Origin of the sequence: Ensifer sp. 1H6 (genome assembly GCF_001976035.1) — a bacterium.
Lineage (GTDB): Bacteria > Pseudomonadota > Alphaproteobacteria > Rhizobiales > Rhizobiaceae > Ensifer > Ensifer canadensis.
On the sequence record NZ_MOAI01000003.1, the window covers coordinates 1 to 25,914 of the forward strand.

The following is a 25,914-nucleotide window of genomic DNA, read 5'->3' on the forward strand; positions in this document are numbered from 1 at the left end:
CGTACGCCTTGTACTCGCCGAAGTACTTCGTGATCGCTGCAGTCAGCGACGTCTTGCCATGGTCAACGTGGCCAATCGTGCCAATGTTAACGTGCGGCTTGTTGCGCTCAAATTTGCTCTTTGCCATGGGTACGTTTCCTGTGGTCAAGTATGATTGATCAGCCGGCGGGGCCGGTTTGTGGAGCCGTTTAAGGGTTTCAAGGGATTTGCGCAAGACTTAATTGCGTACGCCCGGACCGGCCACGGCCGCCTTTTCCTACCTCATGTAAGAATGGCGCATCGAAGATGCAAGCCGGGCAGATTCCCGAATCACTTCGTCGCGTGACGAAAGAACAAACAACAGCTTACGATGAGCAGTTGAAGCGTCGCATTAAAAAGGAGAAAACGTCAGCGCGCTGCTGGAGCGGGTAGCGGGAATCGAACCCGCGTATTCAGCTTGGAAGGCTGCTGCTCTACCATTGAGCTATACCCGCGGGCCTTCGATCCAGAAGCAGAATGGTGGAGGGAGTTGGATTTGAACCAACGTAGGCTGAGCCAACGGATTTACAGTCCGTCCCCTTTAACCACTCGGGCATCCCTCCATTATTCTGTCGGGATCAAGTCGACCAAGCATTTGAGATCGTGAGACATCCAGCGATTTGTCGTTGCCGCCTCTCGATCTGCGCCGGGTATATGACGGCCCGCCTTGCTCCTGTCAACACGCCAGAACGGAAAATTTGTGAAATTCTCCACAGGTCCGCTTTGTCCACCACTATCGAATTCCGTTCCCAGGCCAAGCGAAGCGCTCTATAAGGCAGGCATGAGCAAAGATGATACGGGCGACAAGAGCGCCAAGAACACCCATTACGCCACTCTCAGACGCGCCCACCGCGACGCCAAGCGCGAGCGCGGAGAAATTCCGACGCCAAAGCAGGATCGCTGGCGCAAGCAGCCGGGCGACTGGAAGCCGCCCGTGCTCGCACCCGAACAGGTGCTGCTCTATGGCCTGCATACCGTTCGCGCGGCACTCGACAACCCGGCGCGCAAGATCGTTCGCCTGTGCGTGACCCAGAACGCTGCGACGCGTCTGGAGCTCGGCGAGTTCTCCGAACTTCCCTTCCCGGTCGAGACCGTGGCGCCGCAGGACCTCGACAAGATCCTCGGGCCCGACGCCATTCACCAGGGCGTGATGCTTGAAACCAAGCCGCTGCCGCTGCGCAAGCTCGAGGCACTCAGCGAATCCAGGCTCATTCTCGTGCTCGACCAGGTCACCGATCCGCACAATGTCGGCGCGATCATGCGTTCGGCCGTTGCGTTCGATGCTGGCGCCTTGATCACCACCATCCGTCACAGCCCGACCGAATCAGGCGTTCTTGCGAAATCAGCCTCCGGCGCCCTGGAAATGATCCCCTATATCCAGATCACCAATCTCGCCGACACGATCGACGAACTGCACCGCCTCGGCTTCCACACGATCGGGCTCGATTCGGAAGGACCGGCCCCGCTCGAAGGCACCTTCGCCGGCGACAAGGTCGCGCTGGTGCTTGGTTCGGAGGGCAAGGGTCTCAGGCAGAAGACACGGTCGACCGTCAAGGCGCTCGCCCGCCTCGACATGCCCGGCGCAATCAAGTCGCTGAATGTGTCGAATGCGGCAGCGATCGCCATGTATGCGGCGCGTCAGTTCCTGAGCAAATAAGACGGCCGGTCGTTAAGATCGCCAAACACCTGTGAAGCTCTCCGGCTACTTGAAGCCGGAGAGGCTAGCCCGCCGAATAGAGCCATTGATTGGCGATACCGGAAGCATCCGCGGGTGTCTACCTCGACGCTGGGGAACCGATCCCCGTGTAGCAGCTGCGATGCACGCCATTGCTGTCGTCAGAAACGCGTCGCTATATCTTCGTCAACTCGAAGCCATAGGCTCTGATTGCTCGCCGTCGGGCATCCGTCGCGAAGCTTCTTCCAGGTGGTGACGTTGAGGTTCATCTCGCAGCGCGCAAGATAGGAAATGCCGCCGACGCGCAGGCAGGCGATCTGCCCGAGCTCGTATTTCGAGCCATCGCGATTGCGGCAGGTGCAGCGCGTGTCCGGCGGCGACGCATACCCGACATCGGCGGCCACCAGCGCGACCACCGCAGCGATGACAGCCAAGGGCCTTCTCCGCCGGTCTTTCATGAGCGCATCATAATACAGATCCGCTGACACGAAAACGGACAATGCCGGCTGCATGCTCAACCGGCACCGTCCGCAATGGGGCCAACGCCCCTTCATCGGACCACTGACGTGATCCGATGAACTCTTGTTTTAGCTGGCCAGACGAAGGACAGTGCCTTCGGCAATGGTCTTTTCTGCCTCGGCGATCGCGAACTGCTTGGAGTCGGCGCTGAGGTTCAGGCCCTCGGCGCGCACAAATTCGACGTCTGTGATACCGAAGAAGCCGAAGACCGTCTTCAGGTAGGATTCCTGATGATCCATCGCCGAAGCCGGGCCGGCGGAATAGTGGCCACCGCGGGTCGAAGCAATGATAACCTTCTTGCCCTTGGCGAGGCCTTCCGGGCCAGATTCGGTGTAACGGAAGGTCTTGCCGTTCACGGCGAGACGGTCGATCCAGGCTTTGAGCTGGCTCGGAATGGAGAAGTTGTACATCGGCGCGCCGACGATGACAGTGTCGGCAGCCAGGAATTCTTCGAGCATCTCGCGGCCGATCTTGACTTCGGCAGCCAGGTCGGCGTCAACACCTGCGAGATCGGCAGGCGCCATGATCTGTGCGCCGGTCAGATGCGGGATCCGGCTGGTGGCGAGATCGCGGTAGGCAACTTTGGCATCCGGACGGTCTGCCTTGATCTGAGCGGTGATCGCCGCCGTCAGGCGACGGGAAACGGAGTGATCACCCAGAATACCGGAGTCGATGTGAAGGACGTTCATGTGAAGCACCTTTGTGTTGGCGTTGCGGTGCATCACATATGATTGGAAAACAATCGCGCGATAAGTCAGCGGTTATTTGACATACTGTTTCCGGATAGAAACAGTGAGACCGCGATCGGCGATGGGAGACGGAAATAGATGCAGGACCTGAACGACCTCGCCCTCTTCGCGGCCGTCGTGCGCAACAACGGCTTCAGTGCCGCGGCGCGTGATCTGAATATCCCCAAATCCAAGCTCAGCAAACACGTGGCGCGCCTCGAAGAGCAGCTCGGCGTCCGGCTGCTGGAGCGTTCGACGCGCAAGCTTCGCGTTACCGAGATCGGACGCGTCTTCTACGAACATTGCCAGAGCCTGCTCGATGGCGTTGCCGTGGCAGAGGCCGAGATCGCCGCCGTCAAGGCCGAGCCGACCGGTACGGTCAGGCTCGCCTGCCCGCTCGGCTTCACGCCGATGCTCGCCGACATCCTGCCTGCGTTCCATCGCCGTTATCCCGGCGTTCGCCTGCTGATTACTGCCACCAACCGGCGGATCGATCTGATCGAGGAAAGGATCGACGTGGCGTTGCGCGCCCGCGATCAACTGGACACCGACAATCAGCTGATCATTCGCAGGTTCGGAGAAGTGCGCCAGAGGTTGGCGGCGAGCCCCACCCTGCTCACCCGCTTCGACGACGTCACCATCGAAAATCTCAACGAGATGCCGACACTGTCGATGAACGAGCAGCACGCCACCGACGTCTGGCGCCTCGTCGATAGCGAAGGCAACACCACCGAAATTTCGCACCGGCCGATCATCGGCTGCAGCGATTTCCTCATCCTCGAGCGCGCAGCGATCGAGGGCATGGGCGTAGCGTTGCTGCCCGACCACATCTGCGAACGCGCCTTCCGCGCCGGCGTGCTTGCCCCGGTGCTGCCAGAATGGAGCTCGGGCGACGTCGTCGTCCACCTCGTCTTCCCCTCACGCCACGGCATGCTGCCGGCGACGCGCGCCCTGATAGACTACCTCGCCGACAATTTGCTGAACGCCCTGCAAAAATGCAGAGAGATCACGCCCCGGGGCGCTGGGACGTTCGATATCTGAAACGCTGTGCCAACCGGCCGACAAGTCGCGTGGTGCCTGGCCGCAATAGCGGTGATTTCGCCAAAAAGCACACGACCGCCTCATGAGGCGGTCAAAAATCCAGCAAGTAATTGAAAAAGTGGTGCCCCCACCAGGACTCGAACCCGGGACCCCCTGATTACAAATCAGGTGCTCTACCAACTGAGCTATAAGGGCACTTTCAGCGGTGGGAGTTATCATAATCTCACAGCGTGTAAAGCAAAATTGCGAATTCTCCCAATTTTTCAGATGCGTTTAGGGTCAGGCCGTGCCAGAAACGAAGCCTAGGCTCGGCCACCGCGGCGATGCTCAACATGTTGAACGGACTGAAAATTCATGGCTCGCACGTTCACTTCCCTCGCATTCCTTGCCTCTCCAGCGGAAGAGGCGCAAAAGGCGGCGGCTGATCTGAAGGCCATCTACGGCGATCATGAGGCCGACAAGGCCGACGTGATCGTCGCGCTCGGCGGTGACGGCTTCATGTTGCAGACGCTGCACCAGACGATGAATTCGGGCAAGCTCGTCTATGGCATGAACCGGGGGTCTGTCGGGTTCCTGATGAATCGCTACAGCACCGAAAATCTGACGGCGCGCATCTGCAATGCCGTCGAGAATGCCTTTCACCCGCTGGAGATGCAGACCACTGACGGTGAAGGCGCGACATTCACGGCGCTCGCCATCAACGAGGTCTATCTGTTCCGGCAATCCTACCAGGCAGCCAAGCTGCGCGTCGTCATCGACGGCAAGACCCGGCTCGAGGAATTGACCTGCGACGGATTGCTGCTGGCCACGCCCGCCGGCTCCACCGCCTATAATCTCTCGGCCCATGGTCCGATCCTGCCGCTGGAAGCCCCTCTTCTGGCGCTGACGCCCGTCAGCCCGTTCCGTCCGCGGCGGTGGCGCGGCGCCCTGCTGCCAAACCATGTCACCGTCGAGATCGAAATCCTCGAGGCCGACAAGCGCCCGGTCAACGCCGTTGCCGACCACCAGGAGGTCAAGTCGGTGGCGAAGGTGCGTATCGCCGAATCGGAAAACATGACCGCCCGCATTCTCTCGGATCCCGATCATTCCTGGTCGGACCGCATCCTGGCCGAGCAATTTTCCAATTGAGCCGACGTTCTGAACGCGCGATATGGTATGATTTCCGCGATCGCCGGATCATCGGCGAAGGACCAATTTTGCAGCCAGCGCCGCGTCGCAGTTCGAACGGGAAATCAAAAGCAATGCACAAGCCTCTCCTCCTTGCGCTTCTTCTCGCCATGGCCGGCGCGAACGCCCATGCCGAGGATGCGAGCGTGGTTTCGCCCGAAGTGACCTTTGTCACCAGCACAGGCTACTGGGAAGAAAGCGGCGATCGGCTTTCGGCGCTGGACCCGAACGGCACGCAGGCGGAAGCAACCACTAAGCCGAAGAGTGCCGAAGGCGCACGGCGCGGCTACTACAAGCTGATCGCGCTGCGGCAACAGGACGGCACCGCACATATTCACCTGCAGCAGATCGAGGCGACGCCCGCTGGGCCGGAAGTCGTCTCATCCGCCGAACTCGAGGAATTCTCGTCGCTGAGGGCTTATGTCACGGACATACGGCCGGAAACATCCACAGGCGTGACCGCGCAGCCCGGCATGTTCGCGACCGTTTATCTGAAGACCGACCCTGCCGCCCGCGAGCCGGAGAGTTGGACGGTCCTGATCGACGATCTCGGCGACATCAAGGTCGAGCGGGCATCGAACTGAAGCGCATCGCGATCTCCAATGACCGCGCGCACTTTGCGTGCCACGCTCTAAGCCAAAAACAAAGGCCGGATGAAAACACCCGGCCTTCTTCGTCCCGTACGTCCTACGTCATGCCGGCACACGAGCGCCGAGCAGTGCCAGACTAGTTCAAATCATCCACGACGGCATCAGCACCACCGCTGACGCGGTGGGCAAGGGCTGCCTCCATGAACTCGTTCAACTCGCCGTCCAGTACATCACCCGGCGCCGTGCTTTCGACGCCGGTGCGCATGTCCTTGACCAGCTGGTAGGGCTGCAGCACGTAGGAGCGGATCTGGTGGCCCCAGCCGATATCGGTCTTCGATGCTGCTTCGGCGTTGGCCGCGTCTTCGCGCTTCTTCAACTCGGACTCGTAAAGGCGGGCGCGCAGCATGTCCCAGGCTTTGGCCCGGTTCTTGTGCTGAGAACGTTCTTGCTGGCACTGTACGACGATACCGGAAGGCATATGCGTGATGCGCACCGCAGAGTCGGTGGTGTTGACGTGCTGGCCGCCGGCGCCCGACGAGCGATAGGTGTCGATACGGCAATCGCTCTCGTTGATGTCGATCTGGATCGAGTCGTCGACAACCGGATAGACCCAGATCGAAGAGAACGACGTATGGCGACGCGCGTTGCTGTCATAGGGCGAGATGCGAACCAGGCGGTGGACGCCCGATTCGGTCTTCAGCCAACCATAAGCATTGTGGCCCTTGACGAGCAGTGTGGCCGATTTGATGCCAGCCTCTTCGCCGTCCTGAATTTCCATCAGTTCGACCTTGTATCCCTGGCGCTCGGACCAGCGGGTGTACATGCGCAACAGCATGTTGGCCCAATCCTGGCTCTCGGTGCCGCCGGCACCGGAATGCACTTCGAGATAGGTGTCGTTCTGGTCCGCTTCGCCGGACAGCATCGCCTCGACCTGCTTCTTGGCCGCTTCATTGCGCAGTTCGCGCAACGCCTGTTCGGCGTCGGCAACGATGGCGGCATCGCCCTCTTCTTCACCGAGCTCGATCAGTTCGATGTTGTCGCTGAGCTGCTGCTCGAAACGGCGCAGGCCGTTGATGCCATCGTCGAGTTGCTGGCGCTCGCGCATCAGCTTCTGCGCTTCGGCCGCATCATTCCAGAGCGACGGATCTTCCGCCTTGTTATTCAACCAGTCCAGTCGTCTTACCGCCTGATCCCAGTCAAAGATGCCTCCTCAGCAGGCTTATGGCCTGCTTGATTTCGTCGACAATGTTCTCGATTTCGCTGCGCATGATCCTGCTTCTTGTGAACCCGATTTAACGTGAGCGTCAAATAGCGATGCCCGCCGCTGATGTAAAGGCGGCGGGCATCGGGAGACTGGGAAAGGGCCTAGAACAGGCCGTTGGAACCGGATGTGACAGCCTGGTTTGCCTGCGGGGAATTCTTCAAAATTTCCTCCGGCGGCACGTACTGGTCGAGGCGCCGATGACCGAGAAGGTATCGGCCGGGCCGGTGCCAGGCTTGAAGGCTTCGATGATCGTGTCCGGCTCGCCCTCGTAGGCCGCCATGCCGGTCTTGCGGTTGACGGCGATCATGTTCATGCCTTCCGGCACCACGAACTTGCCCGGGCGCGAACCCTTGACGGCTTCCTGCATGAAATTGTTGAAGATCGGCACGGCAAGGCTGCCACCTGTCGCGCCGCGACCGAGCGGGGCCGGATTGTCGAAGCCGAGGTAGAGGCCGGCGACGAGATCAGGCGTGTAGCCGACGAACCAGGCGTCCTTCTCGTCGTTGGTGGTGCCGGTCTTGCCGGCAACAGGGCGATCGAGCGTGATCTTGCCGGCGGCGGTGCCACGCAGGACCACCCCCTCCATCATCGAGGTGATCTGGTAGGAGGTCATCGGGTCGAGAACCTGTTCGCGGTTGTCGGTCAAGACAGGTTCTTCCTGGTTGCCCCAATCAGCCGCGTTGCAGTTGTCGCAGGTCCGGTCTTCATGACGGAAGATCGTCTTGCCGTAGCGGTCCTGGATCCGGTCGATCAGCGAAGGCTTGATCTGCTTGCCGCCATTGGCAAGAACCGAATAGGCCGAAACCATGCGCAGCACCGTCGTTTCGCCCGAGCCCAACGACATCGCCAGCAGCGGTGGCATCTTGTCGTAGATGCCGAAGCGTTCGGCATATTCGGCAACGATGTTCATGCCCATGTCGTTCGCAAGGCGAACCGTCATCAAGTTACGCGATTTCTCGATGCCGAGGCGCAGCGTCGACGGGCCGGCCGAGCCGCCGCCATAGTTCTCAGGGCGCCAGACCTGGCCACCGGCAACGATTTCGATCGGCGCATCGAGAATAACGGATGCGGGCGTATAGCCGTTGTCGAGCGCAGCAGCATAAACGAACGGCTTGAACGAGGAACCCGGCTGGCGCATCGCCTGGGTCGCGCGGTTGAATTCCGACTGACCGTAGGAAAAGCCGCCGACCATCGCCAGCACGCGGCCGGTCTGCGGATCCATCGCGACGAGGCCACCCTGGACCTTCGGCGGCTGACGCAGGCGGTATTCACCCTTTTCTGCCAACGGCTCGACATAGACGACGTCGCCCGGGCCCAGCACACCTTCAGGCGACTTGGCGGATTTGCGTTCGCCAGCGGCCGAGCGATAGGCCCACTGCATGTTCTTTGCGGAGATATGACCGGTCACGCGTTCTGCGATGATCTTGCCGGAGGCTTCCTTGTCCGGCTGGATGCCGATCTCGACACCCTGACCATCGGCCGAAAGCACGACAGCGAGCTTCCATTCCGGCACGTCGGCCAAGGACACGACCTTGCCGAGCGGCTCGCCCCAGTCGCCGCCGATCTCGATCGACTTGACCGGACCGTGGAAACCGCGGCGTTCGTCATAGCTGAGCAGCCCGTCTTGCAGCGCCTTGCGCGCGGCGATCTGCATGCGCGGATCGAGTGAGGTACGGACCGAAAGGCCACCTTCATAAAGCGCGTTGTCGCCGTACTTCTGAATGATCTGCCGACGCACTTCCTCGGCAAAGAAATCGGATGCGAAGAGATGTGCGCCACCGCGGCGAGGATTGACGCCGAGCGGCTGCTTCTTGGCGTCTTCGCCGTCGGTCTTGGTGACGTAGCCGTTCTCGACCATACGGTCGATGACCCAGTTGCGTCGCTCGATCGCAGCATCCACCTTGCGGAAAGGATGGTAGTTGGCCGGACCCTTCGGCAGAGCCGCAAGGTACGCAGTTTCTGCGATGGTCAGTTCTGTCACCGATTTATCGAAATAGGTGAGTGCTGCACCGGCGATGCCATAGGAATTGAGGCCGAAGAAGATCTCGTTGAGATAGAGTTCGAGAATACGGTCCTTGCTATAGGCCTGCTCGATACGGAAGGAGAGGATCGCTTCCTTGACCTTGCGGTCGATCGTCTGGTCCGACGAAAGCAGGAAGTTCTTGGCCACCTGCTGCGTGATCGTCGACGCGCCGACGGGGCGGCGACCCGATCCGAAATTCTGGAGATTGACGGTGATGGCACGCGCGAGACCGGTGATGTCGACGCCCGGGTGCTGATAGAAGTTCTTGTCTTCGGCCGAAATGAATGCCGCCTTGACACGGTCCGGGATCGCCTGGATCGGCAGATAGAGACGCCGCTCGCGGGCGTACTCCGCCATCAGCGCGCCGTTACCGGCGTGAAAGCGCGTGGTGACCGGCGGAGAATACTTCGCCAATACCTCGTAATCCGGCAAATCTTTGGTGACGCTGCCGAGATAGATGGCAACGGCCGCGGCGACACCGAGCAGCAAGAACGCACCAATGCCGAAGAAATATCCAATCAGTCTGATCATCAGTCAGATACCGGTACCTTATTATCGTCCAATCGCCAGGCCGCAAAAGCCAATCGAGACGCTTCCCGTCCCAACGGTCCGCATTTCGTCGGCCTGGCCAAACGCTTCTATCAGAAATCGTCTGGCATTGCGGCTACACGCGCCCACCCAGTTCCTCATATGGCGAGGGCCACCGGGCATCAACACTGTTTCCCAACAAATCCGGGCGCAATTCGGGTTAGGTCCCGGATTGTGCGTAAAATAGGGCTTGTTTCCGATTATCGAGTGCGCATCCTGTTGAAAAGCATATCGCTGTTACCGAGGCGACACAAATCACATCGTATGCTGCGCCGTCAAACAGATCATCGCGACCGGATCTCAGCCGCCGTTTGCGACAGCCTGTTCGCGGTAGCGCTTCACGGCAACGGCGAGCAGGCCGGACACTTTCTTGCGCCATTCCGGATCGAGCAGCAGCTTCTCATCGTCCTTGTTCGACATGAATCCGAGCTCGAGCAGGATCGACGGAACATCCGGCGCCTGCAAGACACGGAAGCCCGCGTGACGGTGCGGATTGTTGATGAGGTTGATCTGCCCCTCGAAGGACGACACGACAGTGCGTGCCATGTTGACCGAGAAAGCCTGGGTCTCGCGGCGCGTCAGGTCGATCAGGATATCGGCGACTTCGGCCGGCTCGCTCTGGAGCGGTACGCCAGCGATCTCGTCCGAAAGGTTTTCGCGCTGCGCCAGGTCGGCCGCCAGATGGTCGGACGCCTTGTCGGAAATCGTATAGACGGTGGCGCCGCGAATGTCCTTCTGTCTCAATGTGTCGGCATGGATCGAAATAAACAGATTGGCGCCTTTGTTGCGGGCGATCTGCACGCGTTGCGGCAGCGACAGGAAAACGTCCTTGTCGCGGGTCAGAAAAGCTTCGATGCCGCCTTCGCGGTTGAGCGTGGCGACAAGCTCCTGCGCGAAGGCAAGCGTGACATGCTTTTCCTCGGTCTTGGTGCCGCTGCCGATCGCGCCGGTGTCGATACCGCCGTGGCCGGCATCGATCGCAATCACGAATGCACCGGTCTTTTGCGCAGGTGCAATTGTCGGCCGATCCGTTTTTGCCGAGACCACCGAGCCCGTCCACTGCTGATCCCCAAGAAGCGCGTCGAACCGGGTTTGGTCGACCTTCTCGGCATCGATGACCAGGCGATAACTCTTACCGCCCTCTTGCTCGATGACTTCGGCATGGGTGACCGCTACCGGCCCCTTTGCCGACAACACGAGGCGAGAACTGCCGGCGCCCATGCCGCCATAGCGGATGGCCTCGAACAATCCCCGCGGCTCGAGGCTCTCGGCCTTCAGGCCAAAGGCGGTTTCCGGCAGATCGACGACGACACGCACGGGGTTTGCCACATAATGAATGGAAAAGTCGGGTTTGCGGTCGAACTCGACCACGACACGTGTGCGCGCGTCGTCACCGGCAACCCGTGCGCCGAATGCCAGAAACGGTGCCGACTCGGCGGCGTATGCTATCGGTCCGGTCATCATCAAGACGCCTGCAACGAACACTGAAGCCGTGACGCCCGCGCCGCCGCGCAGCAGTGTCGACAACAGTGAAGCGTGCATATGATTAGCCGAAGGCTTCACCCGGTCTCTCCGTCAATCCACGAAATTCGAGCGGTCAAAGCGCCGGGCGTCCGCCCACACATACCGCGACATCCCTTGATCAATGAACCCTTATGGTTAACCAAAGCTTGACAGCGCTCCTTACGCAACGCGGCCAAGGCATATGATTCGCCGTTCCCCGACCTACTCTACCGGGGCAAGCGAATCGATCATTATTGTGGCGGCACAGGCTTTTCCCTTGCCAATGTGACATAGAAAACATAAAAGCATCACAAGGAGAAAGTGTTGACGGGATAGAATCGTGGGCCGGGCAGCCGGAGCTTTCCAGAGCTTGGCGCCAGGGAGTGATCGAGCCGGAATTGCCGGTTGCAACCGTATCATCTTTCCGCGGCCGCAAGGTGTTCATCCGCCGTCGCTGCATTTCCTCCCCGTACACTGGATCGTAAATTTCCGGCGGTGGCCGGAGTTCTTAGCGGTGATTTTTCACCGGCAAGCCCGCAAGCGGGCGCATTCATCGGGTCTTTATGAGACCTTTGACATTGGCATTCTTGTTTGGTCATTGATGTTGACTCAGCGGTATCGGTCAGAAGTAAAGAGGCCCCGGAACGTAACCGTTCCGGCTGCCATCTGGCTGCTGCACCATCACCTGCACCAGACAGGACCTTTCACATCCGGCGCAACCTCTGACGCGAGTGGCAGTCTTCCCATGGAAGAACGTCTGCCGCCCGTTCCGTTGTCGCGCCGAGGAGCACAACTTAGATGGCAGAGAAAATGCTTATCGATGCGTCTCACTCTGAAGAGACGCGCGTCGTTGTCGTTCGCGGGAACCGCATAGAAGAATTCGACTTCGAATCGGAACACAAGAAACAGATCCGCGGCAACATCTACCTGGCAAAGGTAACGCGAGTGGAGCCTTCGCTCCAGGCGGCCTTCGTCGACTACGGCGGCAATCGCCACGGATTCCTGGCCTTCGCCGAAATCCATCCCGACTACTACCAGATCCCCCTCGCCGACCGTCAGGCGCTGTTGAAGGCGGAAGCCGAAGAAGCGCGCCGCGACGACGATGTCGAGCACGTTGAGACGGCAACGCCGACCCAGAGCGGGCTCAGCGTTCCGGTCGATCTGGAAATCGCCGCTGAAACGGAAGTCGTCACCGAGACGGCAGCCGAAGCTGTCGTCGAGGTCGATGCGCCCGCCGAGAAGCCCAAGGCAAAGCCGAAGCGCCCACGCCGCACCAAGGCGAGAATCGCCGAAGAGGCCGCTGCAGCTGCAGCGACCGAAGAGGCCGATGGCGGCGAAGAAAGCAATGGTGGCGAGATGGCCGCCATGGTCGACACCGATTCGGTCTCGGAAGACGTCGACAGCCGCCGCCGTCGCGATGACGACGACGATGATGACGACAACCACGACGGCGAAAAGGAAATTATCGAGTCGGTCGGCGCCGAAGACGCGATGGAAGAGGTTCCGGATCGTCACGTCCGCAAGCCGCGCAAGCAGTATCGCATCCAGGAAGTCATCAAGCGTCGCCAGATCCTGCTCGTTCAGGTCGCCAAGGAAGAGCGCGGCAACAAGGGCGCAGCGCTGACGACCTACCTGTCGCTCGCCGGTCGCTACTCGGTGTTGATGCCGAACACGGCCCGTGGTGGCGGCATTTCCCGCAAGATCACCAACCTGCAGGACCGCAAGCGCCTGAAAGAAATTGCGCGTGGCCTCGAAGTGCCGCAGGGCATGGGCGTCATCCTGCGCACGGCCGGTGCCAACCGCACCAAGGTCGAGATCAAGCGCGACTTCGAATATCTGATGCGCCTTTGGGAAAACGTCCGCACGCTGACGCTCAACTCCACGGCCCCCTGCCTCGTCTACGAGGAAGGCAGCCTGATCAAGCGCTCGATCCGCGACCTCTACAACAAGGACATCAGCGAGATCGTCGTTTCCGGCGAGGAAGGCTACAAGGAAGCCAAGGGCTTCATGAAGATGCTGATGCCGAGCCACGCCAAGGTGGTCCAGCCGTACCGCGACGTGCATCCGATCTTCTCGCGCTCCGGTATCGAGGCGCAGCTGGACCGGATGCTGCAGCCGCAGGTGACGCTGAAGTCGGGCGGCTACATCATCATCAACCAGACGGAAGCCCTGGTTTCGATCGACGTGAACTCCGGTCGGTCGACCCGCGAGCATTCGATCGAGGACACGGCGCTTCAGACCAACCTGGAAGCCGCCGAAGAAGTGGCCCGTCAGCTGCGGCTTCGCGACCTTGCTGGCCTCGTCGTCATCGACTTCATCGACATGGAAGAAAAGCGGAACAACCGCTCTGTCGAGAAGAGGCTCAAAGATTGCCTGAAGAACGATCGTGCCCGCATCCAGGTCGGCCGCATCTCGCACTTCGGTCTGCTCGAAATGTCGCGCCAGCGCATTCGCGCTTCGGTGCTCGAATCGACGATGCAGACCTGCCCGCATTGCAACGGCACGGGTCACGTCCGCTCGCAGTCTTCGGTCGCGCTGCATGTCCTGCGCGGTATCGAAGAGCATCTGCTCAAGAACACCACCCACAACATCACCGTTCGCACGATCCCCGATATCGCGCTCTATCTGCTCAACCAGAAGCGCGCCACGATCATGGATTACGAACAGCGCTTCGGCGTCTCGATCATCATCGAGGCTGACGCCCATGTCGGCGCGCAGCATTTCGCGATCGATCGCGGCGAGCCGGTCGAAAACCCGGTCAAGATCGAACAGATTCTGCACTTCGAGCCCGAGCCCGAAGAAGACGATGACATCGTGATCGAAGAGGATCTCGACGAGGAAGAAGCAGAAGAAGTCGTCGTCGAACAGCGCCAGGAGCAGCCGAAGGCTGCGGCCCAGGCCGACGATCAGAACGGCCGCAAGCGCAAGCGTCGTCGCCGCCGTCGCGGCAAGGGCAGCCAGCAGGCGGAAGGTGCGACCGCACAGGACGCCGATGCGACTGAAGATGCCGATGACGCATCCGAAAGCGATGCCGACGAGGACGAAAACGATACGGATGCGCTGACCGCCGATGGCGAACAGAAGCGCAAGCGTCGCCGTCGCGGCAAGCGCGGTGGCCGTCGCAACCGACCAGAACTCGGCGAAGGTGAAGTCGAAGGCGAGGAGCAGGCTGCTGCATCCGGCGACGGCGAAGCGGGCGAGCAAGGCGACGCGGAAGCACCCGTAGAAGCCGAGGTCGAAGCGGTAGCCGTCGTTGCCGAAGCCGAGACCGTCGCGGAAGCGGTGGAACCGGTCGTCGAGAAGGCCGCCAAGCCGAAGCGTACACGCAAGAAGGCCGTCAAGGCTGAGGAGCCTGTCGTCAGTGCCGACGAGGCAGCACAGACCGCGGTCGAAGCACAGCCGGAAGCGGCTGAGCCGGTGCCGGCAGCAATCGAAGAAACGGCCGCTGACCTCGAAGAAGGCAAGCCTGCTCGAGCGAACCGCGACCTTTCGACGATCGCATCGGAACCGGTGCTGACCTCGACGGTCACGAACAAGAACGAAGGCACCGAAGAAGACCAGTCCAAGCCCAAGAAGGGCGGATGGTGGCAGCGCCGCGGCTTCTTCTAAGCCGCGCCTGAACTTCGGACGAACAGAAAAGCCCGGACCTTGGTCCGGGCTTTTTTCGTTTCCGTTTGGAGACAATCGAAAGCGTGTATTCGCTGCGAGTTTGAATCAAGGGCTTCGCAAAAAGAGTCCGGAAAAGGCCGCAACTCGATGAAACCACAGAGGATCAGGCGATCCAGCGGGCGATCCGCTCCATCGCTTCGGTCATGTCGGCTATCGATCCGGCATAGGAGAACCGCATCGTACGATGCCCTTCAAGCGGATCGAAATCGAAGCCGGGCGTTGCCGCCACGTTGATTTCCGCCAGCATCCGCCGGGCAAATGCCATGCTGTCATTGGTGAAGCGACTGACATCCGCATAGGCATAGAAAGCGCCATCCATCGGTGACGCGATCGAAAAGCCGATCTCCGGCAGGCGCTTCAACAGCATATCGCGATTGGCCGCATAGGCCGCCTTGTAGCCATCGAGCTCAATCTGCGCACCGAGCGCCGCCTCCGCCGCGATCTGCGACAGCTCCGGCGGCGAAATGTAGAGGCTCTGGGCGATACGCTCAAAGCCGCGAACCTGCAGTTCCGGCAGCACCATCCAGCCGATACGCCACCCGGTCATGCAGTAGTATTTGGAGAAGGAGTTGATGACGAAGACGTCGTCGGTCACCTCCAGTGCACTTGCCTCTTCACCGGCGAAGGTCAGCCCATGATAGATTTCGTCGGAGATGAAGGCGATGTTTTCGGCGCGGCAGTAGTCGGCAAGCGCCTTGAGCCCCGCTTTGCCCGTGACCGTTCCTGTCGGATTGGCCGGGCTCGCCAGAAGCACGCCCTTCAGCGGGCGCCCGATCTTCGCGGCAGCACGCGCCAGGTTTTCCGGCGTCAGCGTGAAGCCGCTCTCGGCATTGGCCTCGACCTCCACGACCGTCAGGCCGAGCGCTGCGAGAATGTTGCGGTAGGCTGGATATCCGGGTCGCGCGATTGCGACGCAATCGCCGGGGTCGAAAAGCGCGAGGAAGGCAAGATTGAACCCGGCTGACGACCCGGTGGTCACGGCAATGCGCTGCGGGTCAAGCGCTATACCGTGGCGCTTTTGATAGTGCCGGGCGATCGCGGTTCTGAGAGACAAGGTGCCAAGTGCGTCGGTGTAGCCGAGCCGGCCATGCTCGAGCGCCTTGCGCGCCGCATCCAAAGCCGCCTTCGGCGCAGGATGCGCCGGTTGGCCGACAGCCATCGAAATCACCGGATGGCCGGCGTCGCGTCGGCGCGTTGCCTCGGCCAGCACGTCCATGGCATGAAAGGGTTCGATAGCACTGCGGTTCGACAATTCTACCAAGGTAATATCCTCAAGAAGCGGCCTATACCAACCTGCGCTGATATTGACCTATTGTTTGGGACCGTGTGCGGTCATCCGGGCGGGAGCGTACCGCCGAGCGATGCCTTGGCATCGGTCGAGGATTGTGAAGCTGCCGTGGCCGGCACAAGGCCCGCCCGAAGGGCCGGGCGCTTCTGGCCTCCGGATAGCGTCGACAATCCTCACCGGACCACATGGTGTCTCCTCGCCAGAAACCAAGATCGCTCCGACGCAATGGGTCAATATCAGCACAGATTGGTACTACATGCCGCCCCCTTGCCCGATCGTTTAAAGCTTCACAAGTGCGCGAGCGCCGTATTTCCGCCGATTTTGCCGTTTCGTTTCGCCGGAGCCCACCCTATGCTGCCCGCGTGTTGCGGTGTTGGAGATTCCTGTTGTCTTTTACAAGCGCGCATTGACGCCGTATCGCGACATGGACGACAGACAGGGCAGGCAGAGACAACGAGGTAGAAATGAATTTCAGCACGAAAATGATTGCCGCCGGAACGCTCGCCGCGTTCATGGCAGGGGTCAGCTTGCCGCAAAGCGCACTCGCGCTCGACCAGAAACAGAAGGAAGAGTTTGGCGCCTTCATCAAGGAATACCTGCTCGCCAATCCGGAAATCATGCTCGAAGTCCAGGAGGCGCTGGCTACAAAGCAGCGCGCCAAGCAGCAGGAAGCAGCTGAAGGTGCGATCGCCGAAAACAAGAAGGCGATCTTCAACTCAGACTACGACATGGTACTCGGCAATCCTGATGGAGACGTCACCGTCGTCGAGTTCTACGACTACAACTGCGGCTATTGCAAACGTGCGCTGACGGACATGGACGAGATCCTGTCGAAGGACAAGAACATCCGCTTCGTGCTGAAGGAATTGCCGATCCTCGGCCCGGATTCGCTGGCTGCCCACAAGGTCAGCGCTGCATTCCGTCTCGCCGCGCCGGAGAAGTACGGCGAGTTCCATCGGGCCCTGCTCGGCGGCGAGGACCGCGCAACCGAGGAAACGGCGATTGCCGTTGCCGGCAAGCTCGGCGTCACCGAAAAGCAGCTGCGCGCCAAGATGGAAAAAGAGCCGCATGATGCCGCGGTACGCGAGGCCTACACCCTTGCCAACGATCTCGGCATCACCGGCACGCCCTCCTACGTGATTGGCAACGAGGCGGTGTTCGGAGCCGTCGGTGCCGAGGAAATCAGCACCAAAGTGTCCAATATGCGCAGCTGCGGCAAGACCGCCTGCTGACCGCCTGCATTGGCCGTCCCGTCCCAACTGTGGACAAATCCCGCGAGGACCCAAAGGGCTTTTCCTCGCGGGACCATCAGTCTATAGGTAACCCTCTATCACTGGACCGGAATCCCGCATGCCCACCAAAATTTTCGTGCTGAACGGCCCCAACCTCAATGCGCTCGGCAAGCGCGAACCGGGGATTTATGGCGGCCAGACACTCGCCGACATCGAGGCGATGTGCACCACGGAAGGCAAGACGCTGGGACTGGAGGTCGATTTTCGGCAATCCAACCACGAAGGCACGCTTGTGGACTGGCTGCATGAGGCCGGCGAAAAGGCGGCGGGCGTCGCTATCAATCCGGCAGCCTACGGCCATACGTCGATCGCGCTGCACGATGCCATCCGCGCAATCGGCATCCCGGTGGTCGAACTGCATCTTTCCAACATCCACGCGCGTGAAGAATTCCGCCACAAGTCGATGATCGCCCCGGCGGTCAAAGGCGTCATCTGCGGTTTCGGCGCGCAGAGTTACATTCTGGCGCTGCATGCGCTAAAGAACCTGACAGAAACGTCGAAATAAAAAGAACACGAGGCTCATATCCCATGGCTGACAAGAAACCCGGTATCGACCAGGCGCTGATCCGCGATCTCGCCAATATCCTGAACGACACGGATCTCACCGAGATCGAAGTGGAGCAGGAAGACCTCCGCATCCGCGTATCGCGCGCCGGCACGCCGGTCGCCATGTCGATGCCGACCTACCAGGCCCAGCCGGCCGTCCACGCTGCGCAGCCCGCTGCAGTTGTCGCTCCGGCCGAGACCAGCCGCAATTCCAAAAACGCCTTAACGGCTCCGATGGTCGGTACGGCCTACCTCGCGCCGGCCCCAGGCGCCCGCCCGTTCATCGAGGTCGGTACCGTGGTCAAGGAAGGTCAGACGGTCCTGATCATCGAAGCGATGAAGACCATGAACCAGATCCCTGCCCCGCGTTCGGGCAAGGTGACCGAAATCTTCGTCCAGGACGCAGCCCCCGTCGAGTATGGCGAGCCGCTGATCGTAATCGAATAAGGCGGCGCTGCGATGATCTCGAAAATTCTCATTGCCAATCGCGGCGAAATCGCCCTTCGCGTACTGCGCGCCTGTAAGGAACTCGGCATCGCGACGGTGGCCGTCCATTCCACGGCTGACAGCGACGCCATGCATGTGCGTCTGGCCGACGAAAGCGTCTGCATCGGTCCTCCGCCGTCGCGCGATAGCTATCTGAACATTCACCAGATCGTCGCCGCCTGCGAAATCACCGGCGCTGACGCCGTGCACCCGGGTTACGGCTTCCTGTCGGAAAACGCCAAGTTCGCCGAAATCCTCGACGCCCACGACATCACCTTCATCGGTCCGACGGCGGAACATATCCGCATCATGGGCGACAAGATCACCGCCAAGAAGACGGCGCAGGAACTTGGCATCCCCGTGGTTCCGGGCTCCGACGGCGAAGTGAAGCCTGAGAACGCCCTCGAAGCCGCGCGCAAGATCGGCTTCCCGGTTCTGATCAAGGCGACCGCCGGCGGCGGTGGCCGCGGCATGAAAGTCGCCAAGACCGAGGCTGACCTCGACGAGGCCGTGTCAACCGCTCGTTCCGAGGCGCTTGCGGCCTTCGGCAATGACGCTGTTTACATGGAGAAGTATCTCGGCAAGCCGCGCCACATCGAAATCCAGATCGTCGGCGACGGCGAAGGCAATGCGATCCATCTCGGCGAGCGTGACTGCTCCTTGCAGCGGCGCCACCAGAAGGTGTGGGAAGAGGCAAACTCCCCTGCCCTCAACGTCGAGCAGCGCATGAAGATCGGCCAGGTTTGCGCCGATGCGATGAAAAAGCTGAAGTACCGCGGCGCAGGCACGATCGAGTTCCTCTACGAGAATGGCGAGTTCTATTTCATCGAAATGAACACCCGCCTCCAGGTGGAGCATCCGATCACCGAAGCGATCACCGGCATCGACCTGGTGCACGAACAGATCCGCGTCGCATCGGGTGGCGGGCTTTCGGTCAAGCAGGAAGACATCGTGTTTTCCGGCCACGCGATCGAGTGCCGTATCAATGCCGAAGATCCGCGCACCTTCGTCCCCTCGCCGGGCACAATCACGCATTTCCACGCACCGGGCGGTCTCGGCGTTCGCGTCGATTCTGGTGCCTATCAGGGCTACCGTATCCCGCCTTACTACGACAGCTTGATCGGCAAGCTCATCGTCCATGGCCGGACCCGTGTCGAATGCATGATGCGCCTTCGTCGCGTGCTCGACGAATTCGTCATCGATGGTATCAAGACGACGCTGCCGCTGTTCCAGGACCTGATCAACAATCAGGATATCGCGAACGGCGAATACGACATCCATTGGCTGGAGCACCATCTGGCCACGACGTCCGAATAGGACCGTGCATTGAAAGGGACGCGCAGCAAGCAACCCGACGTAACACCGGACATGCTGCTGCGCGCCTATTCCATAGGCCTGTTTCCGATGGCCGATTCGGCTGACGATCCAGAGCTTTTCTGGGTCGAGCCGGAAATCCGCGGCGTCATTCCGCTCGATGGCTTTCACGTCTCGCGCAGTCTTGCAAAGACAATCCGCAAGAGCCACTTCGACATCCGCTTCAACACCGCCTTCGAGGCCGTGATGGAAGGCTGCGCCGCGCCGGCGCCGGATCGCCCGACCACCTGGATCAACAACAAGATCCGCTCGCTTTACGCCACGCTTCACTCGATGGGCTACGCGCACAGCGTCGAAGCCTGGGAGGACGATGCGCTGGTCGGCGGTCTCTACGGCGTCTCACTCGGCTCGGCATTTTTCGGCGAAAGCATGTTTTCCAGACGCACCAACGCGTCCAAGATCTGCCTCGTGCATCTGGTGGAGCGCCTGCGCGCCAAGGGCTTTGAATTGCTGGACACCCAGTTCACGACCGAGCATCTCAAGTCCTTCGGTGCGATCGACGTGCCGAAGGCGGAGTATGAGATCATGCTCGCCAATGCGATGAACTCTCCGGATCTATCGTTTTGAGCTCATCGTCGACCTGAGCCCCCGGTGCAAACGCCCATTTCCACCCCGTCTCAGACCCTTCAAAGTGCCCAGGGATGTCCGCGCCAGAGCATCGCCCGCTCACAAAAGGAGTCGCGCAACCGCTCTATCGCTTTGTTTTGCCAAATTTATTTGCGGGAGCTATTCTACTGGACTTCCAAGACATTACGGACGGCTTGTCACGGCATGGCCGGTGCGGACGTCCGCGAAGCGAAACCATCACGAGATGGTCCACCGCCGCCCGTTGTGCGCGCTCGTTCCGGCGCACCGAAGAGCGGGTTGGCACAGAAAAATTGAGGGCATATCGCAGCCGCGTTCAAGGGCGCCTGCCAGGCAAGGCTACCTCTTGGAGGCAGTATCCGGTGGCGGCAGGTCCGACGTCGCTTTGCAGGACTGCAGCCAGACATCATAGACGGGGTGCTCGACGGCGTTGAGGCCGGGGCTGTCGGCAAACATCCAGCCGGTAAAGATCCGCCTGATCTTGCGGTCAAGCGTAATCTCGTCGACCTCGACGAAGGTGGTGATCTTCTGAGCTTCCGTGTCGTCCCTGTTATAGCAGACGCGCGGCGTTACCTGCAGGGCGCCAAACTGGACGGTCTCACCGATATAGACGTCAAAGGTCGTGATGCGGCCGGTGATCTTGTCGATGCCGGAAAACACGGCGACGGCGTTGTTTACCCGCGCGGCCTCGGCCGTACCGGCCGAGGAAATCATCGGCAGCGCGGCAAGCGCAGCGACACAGAGCCGGCTCGACATCTGGCCGATTGTTTTCCGCAGATAAGAACCCGCCATTCCCGCCTGTCTCCCGCGCGCTTCGCATTCACCGTTGATGGATATCAGGCGCTAAACATGAAATGTGGCCGCCCCGTGGTCATCGGACCATTTCGCGGGCGGCGCGCCTTGTCCGACGACAAGCGTCTCAGGAGCCCGGCGTCCAGGCGTCATAATCACCCGTTACGCGCGGACGCGCACCGGTACCGGCGATCGAACCCTGCGGCCGGTAAGCGTTGGCCGTACCAGTCGGGTTCGGACGATGTGGCTTCTGCCACTCGCGAGCGACGTATTTTTCGTCAGCCGGCGAAACGTCGGTGCGGTGATGCATCCAGCCGTGCCAGCCGGCCGGAATAGCAGAGGCTTCGGCATAACCGTTGTAAATCACCCAACGGCGCGTCCGGCCTTCGGAGTCCTTACCGCCCTGATAATAGACGTTGCCGAGCTCGTCTTCGCCGACACGTTGACCGTTACGCCAGGTATGAAACCGCGTTCCGATCGTCTGTTGGTTCCACCAGGTGAAAATCTGCAGCAGGAGCTTCATGGATGCCGTCCTCAACCGACCGTTGGGAAGGCGGCCGGATACCAAAACTATGTCCCCGCTTATGCCCCGCCACTCCAGGCTTGTCCAGTGATTCCGAGGCAAACACAGTCATTTCAGCGGCATGTGGAACCCGAAATGGCTGCGTACAAAACCGAGACGTTCGTAGAAGCGATGCGCGTCGGTGCGCGTCGCATTAGAGGAGAGCTGGACCTTTGCTGCCCCCTCCTCGCGCGCACGCTCGCTCGCATGACGTATCATGCGTGCGCCTATGCCACGGCCGCGCATGTCTTTACGGGTTTGCACGGCCTCGATCAGCAGTCTTGGCCGGCCGCGTCCAGGAAGCGAGGTCAATAATGTTGCCTGGAAAGTGCCGACCACTTCTTCACCGAGGCGGGCGACATAAAGGGTTTGAAGCGGTGATGCCTCGATGCGCGCGAAGGCCGCGAGATAGTCGTCGAAAGCCTCCGGCTCGACCGTGTCACCGTGTCCGCCAACGTCGTCGGCGGCAAAGAGCGCGATGATCGCCGGTAGATCAGCCCGCTCGGCCTTGCGGATATCCAAGTCAGTCAGCGCGTGCATGTTTTCCTCCGGGCGTCACCATCAGCACCGAGCATCAATCATCAGAAGGCTAGCGTTTCGCGACAGCCAACCCTAACCGCGCGATCTTCCCCGGAGGAAGGCGACGGCCGCTAACCTCAGAGGAACGACGGCGTCAGACCAACGGTTTTTCGAGGATGAGTGCCAGAAGCCCCGACTGGTCGTCGCCGCAATCGCTGGTTTGACCGACTTCGGAAAAGCCGTGAGTCCGGTAGAATGCGAGGGCATGAAGGTTCTGCGGCTCGACCTCGACCCGCATGCGCTCGGCATCCGGGAAGCAGGTTTCGAGTTCGGCGAAAATGTCGCGGCCGATGCCCTGCCTCTGCAGTTTCGGCAGGACGTAAAGCTGGTGGAGCACCACGGTCTTCTTCAACGTATCTGACATGGACGCATAGCCCATGCCGCCAATGCTGCGACCATCGTCGGCAACCAGGAATTCCGCGTCCTTGCGCTCTAGCCGGACCTTGAGCGCCGGTAGCGAATGCCAGCGGCCCGTCAGTTCGTTGACCTTCTCGACGCCATAGAAGGTGTCATAGGTCGCGTGCCACGTCTCGACGAGCAGCGCGCGAACCTTTTCCAGATCGCGCTCGCTCGCCGTGCGGACGAAGAACATCGTTTATTCCTCGATGCCGAGCTTGGCCTTGACCAGTGCCTGAACGGCCTGCGGATTAGCCTTGCCGCCGGTCGACTTCATCACCTGGCCGACGAACCAGCCAGCGAGCGAAGGCTTTGCCTGCACCTTGGCAACCTGGTCCGGGTTGGCGGCGATGATCTCGTCGACCGCCTTCTCGATGGCGCCGGTGTCTGTTACCTGCTTCATGCCACGCGCTTCAACGATCTCGGCAGGATTTCCGCCTTCGTTCCAGACGATTTCGAAGAGGTCCTTGGCGATCTTGCCGGAAATCGTCTCCGCCTTGATGAGATCGATGATGCCGCCGAGCTGGGCAGGGGAAACCGGAGTCTCTTCAATAGCTTTGCCGGCTTTGTTCAAGGCGCCGAGCAAGTCGTTGATGACCCAGTTTGCAGCGATCTTGCCGTCACGGCCTTCGGCCACAGCCTCGAAATAGTCGGCAATCGACTTTTCGGAAACGAGCACCGAGGCGTCATAGACCGACAGGCCCATGGCGCTGACAAAGCGTTCCTTCTTGTCGTCAGGCAGTTCCGGCAGGTCGGCTTTCAGCGCATCGACGAAGGCCTGGTCGAATTCGAGCGGCAGCAGGTCCGGGTCCGGGAAGTAGCGATAGTCGTGCGCGTCTTCCTTGGACCGCATGGAGCGTGTCTCGCCCTTGTTCGGGTCGAACAGGCGCGTTTCCTGGTCGATAGAGCCGCCGTCTTCCAGAATTCCGATCTGACGGCGCGCTTCATATTCGATCGCCTGACCGATGAAGCGGATGGAGTTGACGTTCTTGATTTCGCAGCGCGTGCCAAAACCTTCGCCGGGGCGACGGACCGAAACGTTGACGTCGGCGCGCATCGAACCTTCGTCCATGTTGCCGTCACAGGTGCCGAGGTATCGCACGATCGAACGCAGCTTGGTCATGTAGGCCTTGGCCTCGTCGGACGACCGCATGTCGGGCTTTGAGACGATTTCCATCAGCGCCACGCCGGAGCGGTTGAGGTCGACATAGGACATCGACGGATGCTGGTCGTGCATCGACTTGCCGGCATCCTGCTCGAGATGCAGGCGCTCGATGCCGATCTCGACGTCTTCGAACTGGCCCTGGCGATCAGGCCCGACGGAAATGATGATCTTGCCTTCGCCGACGATCGGATCCTTGAACTGCGAGATCTGATAGCCCTGCGGCAGGTCGGGATAGAAGTAGTTTTTGCGGTCGAAGATCGAGCGGTTGTTGATCACGGCCTTGAGACCGAGGCCGGTGCGGACCGCCTGCCTGACGCATTCCTCGTTGATGACGGGCAGCATGCCAGGCATGGCCGCATCGACAAGCGACACGTTGGCGTTCGCCGGCTTGCCGAATTCGGTCGATGCACCCGAGAACAGCTTCGAATTGGAAAGCACCTGGGCATGGACCTCCATGCCGATGATAACCTCCCAGTCGCCAGTGGCGCCAGGGATGAAGCGTTTGGAATCGGGAGTGCGGACGTCGACAATGCTCATATCATGCTCTTCTTTGAAGCCTGAATTCTTGGTTTCTCGGTAGAGCAATTGCCGCAATGGTGCAAGTTGTTAGGCGCGATCAGCCGCCCCGCGATGACGTGGCGCACGGTTTAACCGCCGCTTAGCGGTCGCTATGGCAAAAGGTGGACATGGCCCTCACCGCTGCCAGTCTCCTGTGTTTCCTTGTCGCGATCAACATCACGAGCTTCTGCCAATTCTGGTACGACAAGCACGCGGCGCGATCAGGCTGGCGCCGCATCAGCGAGCGGACGTTGCTGCAATCGGCATTTTTCGGCGGCAGCATCGGTGCGATGGCCGGTCGCCAGGTCTTCAGGCACAAGACACGCAAGGAGCCGTTTCGAACACATCTCATTCTGATCGTCCTGTTCCAGATGATTGTGGCGGTTGCCTGCGCAATCTTTGCGAGCGGATATATTGACGCTTTCGTCGGTCTCTTCTAGGAAGCGTTCGTTCGAATGGAGTTTTGATGTTCACATCGTCTGAGTCCCGGTAAGGCCCCTGCCCGCTTTCTCATAGATTGCGCGCACGGGCCGGAAACGTAACCCCGCTTTTCCCAAGATTTGCGGAACGTTTTTCTGCGTTCTCACGAACGCTATTCCGGAACATTCAGATATGGATATCTCACGCGCTGAGCAGCGCATTCTTCATCATTTGGCCCAAGGCGGCCGTATCGAAATTACCCGCGACGACAAGACGATCATCGACATCAGATGCTTCACGCGCGACGGATGGGTCTATCCGGGCTTCGACCTCGAACTCTTCCGCAAGCTGAAGCGCAAGAAAGCGATCTCGTCATCGGCCGGCAAACCCTATCGCATCACCGAGCGGGGCTTGCGCCTGGTCCGGTCGGAACTCAACAATCGCTGATCGGCGAAACCATGAGGATGCCGGGTATCGCCCGGCATTTTCTCCAGCCCTTACGGTATGCCGCGATTAGGGATCGTATCTCTTATCACCTAGCGGCCGTAAAGGCCGAGATCGGTAACAGCAAGCGGCTTGCCCAGCCCGATGTACTCGACATCGCGATCAAGCTTGGGCGCATAGGAGGTCGACAGCCAGGTGACCCCGTAGCCGTGTTTGCGGAAGAAGCCGATGGCTGCTGTGTTCTTGGCGTGCGTCTTGGTTTTCGCTGCGTCGAAGCCGTCGTTTGAGATGCGAAGCTCAATGTCGGCGAGCAGACGACCGCCGAGCCCCCGCCTCTGGGCTTCCGGCTCGATCCACAGATCGGAGATCATCTCGTCGAAGTTCTCGCGAGCGGCCCAGCCACGCGGCCGGCCATCAACTTCGATCAGCGAAACGGAGAGCCAATGATTGGCAAGAAAATCGCCAAAGGCGTTCTCCGCCAGGCGCCTCATCCGACCGACATCGGCAAGGCCGACAATCGCCCCTTCCCAGGCGCGAAGGCCTACGGCCGTGAGAGCACCAACCTCATCCTCTCGAGCATGACGGATCACGGGCATGGCGCGGCCCCCCTCTCCGCGTCACTGAAGCGTCGCGCGTCATGTG

The 25,914-nt window shown here is 60.5% G+C and carries 24 protein-coding genes, 3 tRNA genes and 1 pseudogene; 12 read left to right on the forward strand and 16 right to left on the reverse strand.

Annotated features, from left to right (window positions below):
- The 3 genes from BKP54_RS04495 to BKP54_RS04505 form a co-directional block, all read right to left on the reverse strand.
- On the reverse strand, positions 1-127 hold a 127-nt coding region (locus BKP54_RS04495), incomplete at its 3' end, for a GTP-binding protein (protein WP_244910400.1).
- A 272-nt stretch (positions 128-399) separates the two neighbouring features.
- Positions 400-473: transfer RNA gene (locus tag BKP54_RS04500), tRNA-Gly, on the reverse strand.
- Positions 474-496: 23 nt separating this feature from the next.
- A tRNA-Tyr gene (locus BKP54_RS04505) sits at positions 497-581 on the reverse strand.
- A gap of 218 nt (positions 582-799) precedes the next feature.
- On the opposite strand from BKP54_RS04505, the gene BKP54_RS04510 reads away from it, so the two are divergent.
- Entirely contained in the window at positions 800-1,675 is an 876-nt protein-coding gene (locus BKP54_RS04510; protein WP_025426650.1) for an RNA methyltransferase, read from the forward strand.
- Positions 1,676-1,854: 179 nt separating this feature from the next.
- On the opposite strand, the gene BKP54_RS04515 is transcribed toward BKP54_RS04510, so the two are convergent.
- Entirely contained in the window at positions 1,855-2,151 is a 297-nt protein-coding gene (locus tag BKP54_RS04515; RefSeq protein WP_025426649.1) for a hypothetical protein, read from the reverse strand.
- Positions 2,152-2,280: 129 nt separating this feature from the next.
- Positions 2,281-2,901 carry an FMN-dependent NADH-azoreductase gene (locus tag BKP54_RS04520; protein ID WP_025426648.1) on the reverse strand — a complete coding sequence of 207 codons (621 nt, stop codon included), beginning with the start codon at positions 2,899-2,901 and terminating at the stop codon, positions 2,281-2,283.
- A 138-nt stretch (positions 2,902-3,039) separates the two neighbouring features.
- On the opposite strand from BKP54_RS04520, the gene BKP54_RS04525 reads away from it, so the two are divergent.
- Positions 3,040-3,981: a LysR family transcriptional regulator gene (locus BKP54_RS04525; RefSeq protein ID WP_025426647.1), complete on the forward strand. Its 942-nt coding sequence runs from the start codon at positions 3,040-3,042 to the stop codon at positions 3,979-3,981.
- Positions 3,982-4,100: 119 nt separating this feature from the next.
- Here the strand turns inward: BKP54_RS04525 and BKP54_RS04530 are convergent.
- Positions 4,101-4,176: transfer RNA gene (locus tag BKP54_RS04530), tRNA-Thr, on the reverse strand.
- 159 nt (positions 4,177-4,335) lie between these two features.
- Between BKP54_RS04530 and BKP54_RS04535 the strand changes: the two genes are divergently transcribed.
- Both BKP54_RS04535 and BKP54_RS04540 read left to right on the forward strand, forming a co-directional pair.
- The gene (locus BKP54_RS04535; RefSeq protein WP_057211412.1) at positions 4,336-5,109 is read left to right on the forward strand and encodes an NAD kinase; all 774 of its coding nucleotides are present in this window, start codon (positions 4,336-4,338) and stop codon (positions 5,107-5,109) included.
- 113 nt (positions 5,110-5,222) lie between these two features.
- Positions 5,223-5,732 (forward strand): hypothetical protein, encoded by a 510-nt coding sequence (locus BKP54_RS04540; protein WP_025426645.1) that lies wholly within the window; start codon positions 5,223-5,225, stop codon positions 5,730-5,732.
- Between the two features lie 142 nt (positions 5,733-5,874).
- On the opposite strand, the gene prfB is transcribed toward BKP54_RS04540, so the two are convergent.
- From prfB to BKP54_RS04555, 3 genes and pseudogenes are all read right to left on the reverse strand, one after another.
- Positions 5,875-7,006, reverse strand: a protein-coding gene (prfB, locus tag BKP54_RS04545) for a peptide chain release factor 2 (protein ID WP_107027587.1) whose coding sequence is annotated in 2 segments (ribosomal slippage) — positions 5,875-6,936 and positions 6,938-7,006 — 1,131 coding nt in all. Because the reading frame shifts where the segments join, the coding sequence is not laid out codon by codon here.
- A 97-nt stretch (positions 7,007-7,103) separates the two neighbouring features.
- Positions 7,104-9,556, reverse strand: a pseudogene (locus tag BKP54_RS04550) (penicillin-binding protein 1A).
- A gap of 357 nt (positions 9,557-9,913) precedes the next feature.
- Positions 9,914-11,077, reverse strand: a complete 1,164-nt coding sequence (locus BKP54_RS04555; RefSeq protein WP_225906184.1) for an N-acetylmuramoyl-L-alanine amidase — start codon at positions 11,075-11,077, stop codon at positions 9,914-9,916.
- An 837-nt stretch (positions 11,078-11,914) separates the two neighbouring features.
- On the opposite strand from BKP54_RS04555, the gene BKP54_RS04565 reads away from it, so the two are divergent.
- Positions 11,915-14,725, forward strand: a complete 2,811-nt coding sequence (locus tag BKP54_RS04565; protein ID WP_084814296.1) for a ribonuclease E/G — start codon at positions 11,915-11,917, stop codon at positions 14,723-14,725.
- 163 nt (positions 14,726-14,888) lie between these two features.
- Here BKP54_RS04565 and BKP54_RS04570 read toward each other — a convergent pair whose 3' ends face one another.
- The gene (locus BKP54_RS04570; RefSeq protein ID WP_025426640.1) at positions 14,889-16,046 is read right to left on the reverse strand and encodes an aminotransferase class I/II-fold pyridoxal phosphate-dependent enzyme; all 1,158 of its coding nucleotides are present in this window, start codon (positions 16,044-16,046) and stop codon (positions 14,889-14,891) included.
- A 491-nt stretch (positions 16,047-16,537) separates the two neighbouring features.
- Here BKP54_RS04570 and BKP54_RS04575 point away from each other — a divergent pair, with 491 nt between their 5' ends.
- From BKP54_RS04575 to aat, 5 genes are all read left to right on the forward strand, one after another.
- Complete coding sequence (locus tag BKP54_RS04575; RefSeq protein WP_025426639.1) at positions 16,538-17,305, forward strand: DsbA family protein; 768 nt, start codon at positions 16,538-16,540, stop codon at positions 17,303-17,305.
- 118 nt (positions 17,306-17,423) lie between these two features.
- Positions 17,424-17,870, forward strand: a complete 447-nt coding sequence (aroQ, locus tag BKP54_RS04580; RefSeq protein WP_025426638.1) for a type II 3-dehydroquinate dehydratase — start codon at positions 17,424-17,426, stop codon at positions 17,868-17,870.
- Between the two features lie 23 nt (positions 17,871-17,893).
- Complete coding sequence (gene accB / locus BKP54_RS04585) at positions 17,894-18,358, forward strand: acetyl-CoA carboxylase biotin carboxyl carrier protein (protein WP_025426637.1); 465 nt, start codon at positions 17,894-17,896, stop codon at positions 18,356-18,358.
- A gap of 12 nt (positions 18,359-18,370) precedes the next feature.
- Positions 18,371-19,714, forward strand: coding sequence for an acetyl-CoA carboxylase biotin carboxylase subunit (accC, locus tag BKP54_RS04590; protein ID WP_025426636.1), 1,344 nt, complete (start codon positions 18,371-18,373; stop codon positions 19,712-19,714).
- Between the two features lie 9 nt (positions 19,715-19,723).
- On the forward strand, positions 19,724-20,338 hold the full coding sequence (gene aat / locus BKP54_RS04595; RefSeq protein WP_025426635.1) for a leucyl/phenylalanyl-tRNA--protein transferase: 615 nt from the start codon (positions 19,724-19,726) through the stop codon (positions 20,336-20,338).
- A 357-nt stretch (positions 20,339-20,695) separates the two neighbouring features.
- Here aat and BKP54_RS04600 read toward each other — a convergent pair whose 3' ends face one another.
- The 5 genes from BKP54_RS04600 to gatB form a co-directional block, all read right to left on the reverse strand.
- Positions 20,696-21,148: a DUF2155 domain-containing protein gene (locus tag BKP54_RS04600; RefSeq protein WP_025426634.1), complete on the reverse strand. Its 453-nt coding sequence runs from the start codon at positions 21,146-21,148 to the stop codon at positions 20,696-20,698.
- A 127-nt stretch (positions 21,149-21,275) separates the two neighbouring features.
- Entirely contained in the window at positions 21,276-21,671 is a 396-nt protein-coding gene (locus BKP54_RS04605; protein ID WP_025426633.1) for an NADH:ubiquinone oxidoreductase subunit NDUFA12, read from the reverse strand.
- 108 nt (positions 21,672-21,779) lie between these two features.
- Positions 21,780-22,250 (reverse strand): GNAT family N-acetyltransferase, encoded by a 471-nt coding sequence (locus BKP54_RS04610; protein ID WP_084814297.1) that lies wholly within the window; start codon positions 22,248-22,250, stop codon positions 21,780-21,782.
- 133 nt (positions 22,251-22,383) lie between these two features.
- A complete protein-coding gene (locus BKP54_RS04615; RefSeq protein ID WP_025426631.1) occupies positions 22,384-22,881 on the reverse strand; it encodes a GNAT family N-acetyltransferase in 498 nt (165 codons plus the stop codon).
- Positions 22,882-22,884: 3 nt separating this feature from the next.
- On the reverse strand, positions 22,885-24,387 hold the full coding sequence (gene gatB / locus BKP54_RS04620) for an Asp-tRNA(Asn)/Glu-tRNA(Gln) amidotransferase subunit GatB (RefSeq protein WP_025426630.1): 1,503 nt from the start codon (positions 24,385-24,387) through the stop codon (positions 22,885-22,887).
- A 149-nt stretch (positions 24,388-24,536) separates the two neighbouring features.
- Here gatB and BKP54_RS04625 point away from each other — a divergent pair, with 149 nt between their 5' ends.
- Together BKP54_RS04625 and BKP54_RS04630 are read left to right on the forward strand one after the other, a co-directional pair.
- Entirely contained in the window at positions 24,537-24,848 is a 312-nt protein-coding gene (locus tag BKP54_RS04625) for a DUF1294 domain-containing protein (RefSeq protein WP_025426629.1), read from the forward strand.
- Positions 24,849-25,020: 172 nt separating this feature from the next.
- Positions 25,021-25,275, forward strand: coding sequence for a YjhX family toxin (locus tag BKP54_RS04630; protein WP_025426628.1), 255 nt, complete (start codon positions 25,021-25,023; stop codon positions 25,273-25,275).
- A gap of 89 nt (positions 25,276-25,364) precedes the next feature.
- Here BKP54_RS04630 and BKP54_RS04635 read toward each other — a convergent pair whose 3' ends face one another.
- On the reverse strand, positions 25,365-25,868 hold the full coding sequence (locus BKP54_RS04635; RefSeq protein WP_025426627.1) for a GNAT family N-acetyltransferase: 504 nt from the start codon (positions 25,866-25,868) through the stop codon (positions 25,365-25,367).
- Between the last annotated feature and the right edge of the window lie 46 nt (positions 25,869-25,914).

Coding starts and splice junctions, on each gene's coding strand:
- BKP54_RS04510 (WP_025426650.1), top strand. CDS start 800: ATGAGCAAAGATGATACGGGCGACAAGAGCGCCAAGAACACCCATTAC.
- BKP54_RS04515 (WP_025426649.1), bottom strand. CDS start 2,151: ATGAAAGACCGGCGGAGAAGGCCCTTGGCTGTCATCGCTGCGGTGGTC.
- BKP54_RS04520 (WP_025426648.1), bottom strand. CDS start 2,901: ATGAACGTCCTTCACATCGACTCCGGTATTCTGGGTGATCACTCCGTT.
- BKP54_RS04525 (WP_025426647.1), top strand. CDS start 3,040: ATGCAGGACCTGAACGACCTCGCCCTCTTCGCGGCCGTCGTGCGCAAC.
- BKP54_RS04535 (WP_057211412.1), top strand. CDS start 4,336: ATGGCTCGCACGTTCACTTCCCTCGCATTCCTTGCCTCTCCAGCGGAA.
- BKP54_RS04540 (WP_025426645.1), top strand. CDS start 5,223: ATGCACAAGCCTCTCCTCCTTGCGCTTCTTCTCGCCATGGCCGGCGCG.
- BKP54_RS04555 (WP_225906184.1), bottom strand. CDS start 11,077: ATGATGACCGGACCGATAGCATACGCCGCCGAGTCGGCACCGTTTCTG.
- BKP54_RS04565 (WP_084814296.1), top strand. CDS start 11,915: ATGGCAGAGAAAATGCTTATCGATGCGTCTCACTCTGAAGAGACGCGC.
- BKP54_RS04575 (WP_025426639.1), top strand. CDS start 16,538: ATGAATTTCAGCACGAAAATGATTGCCGCCGGAACGCTCGCCGCGTTC.
- aroQ (WP_025426638.1), top strand. CDS start 17,424: ATGCCCACCAAAATTTTCGTGCTGAACGGCCCCAACCTCAATGCGCTC.
- accB (WP_025426637.1), top strand. CDS start 17,894: ATGGCTGACAAGAAACCCGGTATCGACCAGGCGCTGATCCGCGATCTC.
- accC (WP_025426636.1), top strand. CDS start 18,371: ATGATCTCGAAAATTCTCATTGCCAATCGCGGCGAAATCGCCCTTCGC.
- BKP54_RS04600 (WP_025426634.1), bottom strand. CDS start 21,148: ATGGCGGGTTCTTATCTGCGGAAAACAATCGGCCAGATGTCGAGCCGG.
- BKP54_RS04605 (WP_025426633.1), bottom strand. CDS start 21,671: ATGAAGCTCCTGCTGCAGATTTTCACCTGGTGGAACCAACAGACGATC.
- BKP54_RS04610 (WP_084814297.1), bottom strand. CDS start 22,250: ATGCACGCGCTGACTGACTTGGATATCCGCAAGGCCGAGCGGGCTGAT.
- BKP54_RS04615 (WP_025426631.1), bottom strand. CDS start 22,881: ATGTTCTTCGTCCGCACGGCGAGCGAGCGCGATCTGGAAAAGGTTCGC.
- gatB (WP_025426630.1), bottom strand. CDS start 24,387: ATGAGCATTGTCGACGTCCGCACTCCCGATTCCAAACGCTTCATCCCT.
- BKP54_RS04625 (WP_025426629.1), top strand. CDS start 24,537: ATGGCCCTCACCGCTGCCAGTCTCCTGTGTTTCCTTGTCGCGATCAAC.
- BKP54_RS04630 (WP_025426628.1), top strand. CDS start 25,021: ATGGATATCTCACGCGCTGAGCAGCGCATTCTTCATCATTTGGCCCAA.
- BKP54_RS04635 (WP_025426627.1), bottom strand. CDS start 25,868: ATGCCCGTGATCCGTCATGCTCGAGAGGATGAGGTTGGTGCTCTCACG.